This is a genomic window from Enterobacter sp., from assembly GCF_977039595.1.
Map to the genome: position 1 here is coordinate 1 of NZ_CDRQYH010000126.1, position 4,404 is coordinate 4,404.

Genomic DNA, 4,404 nt, shown 5'->3' on the forward strand with positions numbered 1-4,404 from the left:
CAGACCGGTGCCGTCATCCGTGTCGCCGATATACATACCCGGGCGCTTACGCACCGCATCCAGCCCTTTCAGGACTTTGATACTGGAGGAGTCATAAGAATTCGACATCAACGTTTCTCGCTCATTTCAACTTGGGTTAATCCGTTATTTTACCCTTTTCCACGGTAAACATCTTCGAATTTTCGTCCGACATGTCTATAACGTGTTCAGCGCTTATCGCGCTAACGAAAACCTGCGACTGCGTGGCTTTTAAGCGGCTGGCAAGCAGCCCGCGCCGCGCGTCGTCAAGTTCCGAGGCAAAATCATCTATCAGGTACAGGCAGCGTCTTCCGCTCTCGCGGGTGAGAAACTCTCCCTGTGCCAGGCGCAGCGCACACATCAGGAGCTTGAGCTGCCCGCGCGACAGCGTGTCTTCCACCGGCGCACCGTCAGCACGAATGCGGAAATCCGCCTTGTGCGGGCCGTGCGCGGTATAGGTCAACATGCGGTCGCGCTCGAAGTTTCTCTCTAACACCTCGGCATAGTCCGTCTCTTTTTCCCAGCCGCGCTGGAAGGAGAAGGTGAGAGAGAATTCAGGTAAAAACTGTTTGCAGGTGTCGGCCATGTCTTCGGCGATACCAGCGCTGTATTCGGCACGCCAGCGGCTAATCTGTTCCGCAAGAGGGATTAACTCCATGTCCCACGGACGCAGCTGGGCGTAGCGCGTCACCTGGCGCAGCGCGGCGTTACGCTGCTTGAGCAGACGCTTCAGGTTGCTCCAGGCGTTAAAGAATCCGGCTTCGTTGTGAAAGCATCCCCAGTCGAGGAACGCTCTTCTGTATTTGGGGCCGCCGTTGAGTAAAGTAAACCCCTCGGGCGTTATCAGCTGCATCGGCATCAGCAGCGCAAGCTCCGCCACTTTATGGCCGTCAGTGCCGTCGATGCGCACCTTGCTGTCGCCCTGCTTGTCTTTGGTCAGGCCGATCGCGGTTTCCCGCTCCGCCCCCTGCAAACGCCCGTGCAGAACAAAGGATTCCTGCTCGTGGCGAATGACGCGACCAATCTGCAAACTGCGAAACGCCCGACCGTGGCCGAGCGTATAGATGGCCTCAAGCACGCTGGTTTTGCCGCTGCCGTTTGCGCCAACCAGGAAGTTAAAGCCGGGGGATAAAGCGAGATCCGCGCTTTCGATATTGCGAAAGTCGCGGATCAACAGACGGGTGAGCGACATTACAGTCTCATTGGCATGACAACATAGGCAGCCGACTGTGATGCGGCATCTTCAATCTGTACGCTTGAAACGGAGTCGGTCAGCAGAATGCGCACGTTTTCGCATTTCAGCGCATTCAGCACATCCAGTACGTAGCTGACGTTAAAGCCGATTTCCATCTCAGCCCCGGCGTAGGTGACGTCCAGAATCTCTTCTGCCTCTTCCTGCTCCGGGTTGTTAGCGGTGATTTTGATCTGGTTTTCACTCACGTACAGGCGCACGCCGCGGAATTTCTCGTTAGAGAGGATGGCGGCACGGGCAAAGGCCTGCTTGAGGCTGTCGCAGCCTGCTTCCAGCGTTTTGTCCGGATTCTTCGGCAATACGCGGCGATAATCCGGGAAACGACCGTCAACCAGCTTAGACGTGAAGACAAAATCACCCACGTGTGCACGGATGTTGTTGCTGCCGATCTGCACGCGCAGCGGCGTGTCGCCACCGTCGAGCATACGCATCAGCTCAATCACCCCTTTACGCGGCACGATCACCGAATGGTTTGGCAGTGAGTCGCCAATCGGCATAGAACAGACCGCCAGACGGTGGCCGTCGGTTGCCACGGTACGCAGCTCTTCACCTTCGGTTTCGAACAGCATGCCGTTTAAGTAGTAACGAACGTCCTGATGCGCCATGGAAAACTGCGTGGCTTCAATCAGACGCTTCATCGTCGCCTGAGGCAGGGTGAATTCAACTTCGCTCTGCCAGTCGTCCAGGTTCGGGAAGTCCGCTGCTGGCAGCGTGGAGAGCGAGAAACGGCTGCGGCCAGAACGCACCAGCATACGGTCGCCTTCCAGCTGCACGGCGATTTCAGCGCCTTCCGGCAGCCCGCGGCAGATATCAAAGAATTTACGTGCCGGAACCGTGGTCGCGCCCGCGTCGTGCGGCTGCGTCAGCGTAACGCGCGCGATCATTTCCATTTCCAGATCTGTACCGGTCAGCGACAGCGTACCGTCCGCGACCTGAAGCAGCAGGTTTCCGAGAATAGGCAGCGTTGGGCGACCGCCTAATGGGCCACTCACCTGTTGCAGCGGTTTTAATAAATGTTCACGTTCAACGGTAAATTTCATAGCGTCACGATGATAATGTTCTGATTAGATTGGAAAAATCTTCTTTTATGTCGTGGCTTTCTTCGCGTAACTGCTCAATCTTGCGACAAGCGTGCAGTACGGTCGTATGGTCACGGCCACCAAACGCATCCCCGATTTCCGGCAGACTGTGGTTGGTTAACTCCTTTGCCAGCGCCATCGCCATCTGACGCGGACGCGCCACCGAGCGGGAACGACGTTTAGACAGTAAATCTGCCACTTTGATCTTGTAGTACTCAGCCACCGTCTTTTGAATATTGTCGATAGTGACCAGTTTTTCCTGCAATGCCAGCAAATCGCGCAGCGCTTCACGCACAAAATCGATGGTGATCGCACGACCGGTGAAGTTGGCATTGGCGATAACGCGGTTCAGTGCCCCCTCCAGCTCACGGACGTTGGAGCGCAGACGCTTGGCAATGAAGAACGCCACTTCACCCGGCAGGCGAATGTCATTTTCATCGGCTTTCTTCATCAGGATCGCGACGCGGGTTTCCAGCTCCGGTGGCTCGATCGCCACGGTCAGGCCCCAGCCGAAGCGGGATTTCAGACGATCTTCAACGCCGTTGATCTCTTTTGGGTAACGATCCGAGGTCAAAATGATCTGCTGATTGCCTTCCAGCAGGGCATTGAAGGTGTGGAAAAACTCTTCCTGCGATCGTTCTTTATTGGCAAAGAACTGGATGTCATCGATCAGCAGCGCGTCAACGGAACGATAGTAGCGTTTAAACTCTTCGATCGCATTGTTTTGCAGGGCTTTTACCATGTCCTGAACGAAGCGTTCGGAGTGCATATACACCACTTTGGCATTGGGCTTGCGCGCCATGATGCCGTTGCCCACCGCATGCAGCAGGTGCGTTTTACCCAGACCCGTGCCGCCATAAAGGAACAGCGGGTTGTAGGCTCCACCGGGATTATCAGCAACCTGACGAGCCGCCGCGCGCGCCAGCTGGTTCGATTTACCTTCAACGAAGTTATCGAACGTGTGTTTCACGTTAACGTTAGAGCGGTAGGTTGGCTCAGCCGGTGCAGGGACATTATCCCAGCCCTGACGAGCGGGTGCGACGCGAGGGGCCGGAGCAGGAGCGGCCTGAGCAGGCGCTGCGACGTTCACGGTTTCACGTACGGTTTGGGTGACCGGCTTTGTGCCCACTTCAAAGCGCAGCTGCGGGGCATCTGACCCACAGAAATCGTTCAGCAGTCCATTGATGTTATTAAGGTACTTGTCCCTTACCCAATCGAGCACAAAACGGTTTGGCGCATACAAAGCCAGCGTGTTATCGCTCAGTTCCGCCTGCAACGGGCGGATCCACATACTGAATTCTGTGGCTGGTAACTCATCCTGCAATCGGGCAAGACACTGCTGCCAAAGCGAAAGTGACACGGCGGACTCCACTCGAACAATAAAAGAAAACTATTGAATATTCATGATTGTTGGCGCACATCGACATGACCCTGTGTAAAGGGGGACGTGCGAATTGCTATCTGCAATTTATCCTGACCAGGATCCTGGGATCCCGATCGGGACCGCGGATCATAGCCTAAACTGAGCCAGAGATCTTCTGTTTCTCACAGATTCTTCCCGATTTATCCACAGGAAGATCCAGAACCGGGTAAGTGTAAACGATCCTGGCGCGAGTGCCCCGCGATTTAGTCCGCATATTGGAAAAATTAATGAGCACAGACAATTTATTGCTTAAATGATCTAACGAAGATCCGGGACGATCCTTGCGCTTTGTCGGTGAGCCCGTATAATCCTCGACCCGGCGCGTGATGCTCATCTTCCTGCGTCGTCCGTTGCTCATTTTCCACGCGAAAACGTGCGGAAATACGCGGGAAATAAGGAAAGAGAATTGACTCCGGAGTGTACAATTATTACAATCCGGCCTCTTTAATCACCCACGCTGAGGCGTTAGTCGTTCGAAACTCGTTCGGGTATACGCAAAAGTCAGTGAATTTATTCAAGTTTAGGTAGAAATCGCCATGAAACGCACTTTTCAACCGTCTGTACTGAAGCGCAACCGTTCTCACGGCTTCCGTGCTCGTATGGCTACTAAAAATGGTCGTCAGGTTCTGGCA

4 protein-coding genes and 2 pseudogenes are annotated in these 4,404 nt (G+C 54.7%); 2 read left to right on the forward strand and 4 right to left on the reverse strand.

The genetic code is table 11. From position 1 onward, the window contains the following. The 4 genes and pseudogenes from ACWYRJ_RS20495 to dnaA all read right to left on the reverse strand — a co-directional run. A pseudogene (locus ACWYRJ_RS20495) lies at positions 1-108 on the reverse strand (ATP-binding protein); the annotation flags it as partial. Positions 109-136: 28 nt separating this feature from the next. Beyond that, on the reverse strand, positions 137-1,210 hold the full coding sequence (gene recF / locus ACWYRJ_RS20500) for a DNA replication/repair protein RecF (protein ID WP_032648574.1): 1,074 nt from the start codon (positions 1,208-1,210) through the stop codon (positions 137-139). Continuing rightward, complete coding sequence (gene dnaN / locus ACWYRJ_RS20505; RefSeq protein ID WP_008500170.1) at positions 1,210-2,310, reverse strand: DNA polymerase III subunit beta; 1,101 nt, start codon at positions 2,308-2,310, stop codon at positions 1,210-1,212. The genes recF and dnaN overlap by 1 nt, the downstream gene beginning before the upstream one ends. Positions 2,311-2,314: 4 nt before the next feature. Next, positions 2,315-3,709, reverse strand: coding sequence for a chromosomal replication initiator protein DnaA (gene dnaA, locus ACWYRJ_RS20510; protein WP_010426558.1), 1,395 nt, complete (start codon positions 3,707-3,709; stop codon positions 2,315-2,317). A gap of 320 nt (positions 3,710-4,029) precedes the next feature. Here dnaA and ACWYRJ_RS20515 point away from each other — a divergent pair. After that, positions 4,030-4,080: pseudogene (locus ACWYRJ_RS20515) on the forward strand (hypothetical protein); the annotation flags it as partial. Positions 4,081-4,308: 228 nt separating this feature from the next. Further along, positions 4,309-4,404, forward strand: a 96-nt coding sequence (gene rpmH / locus ACWYRJ_RS20520) for a 50S ribosomal protein L34 (protein WP_230014978.1), incomplete at its 3' end; no start/stop codon positions are given.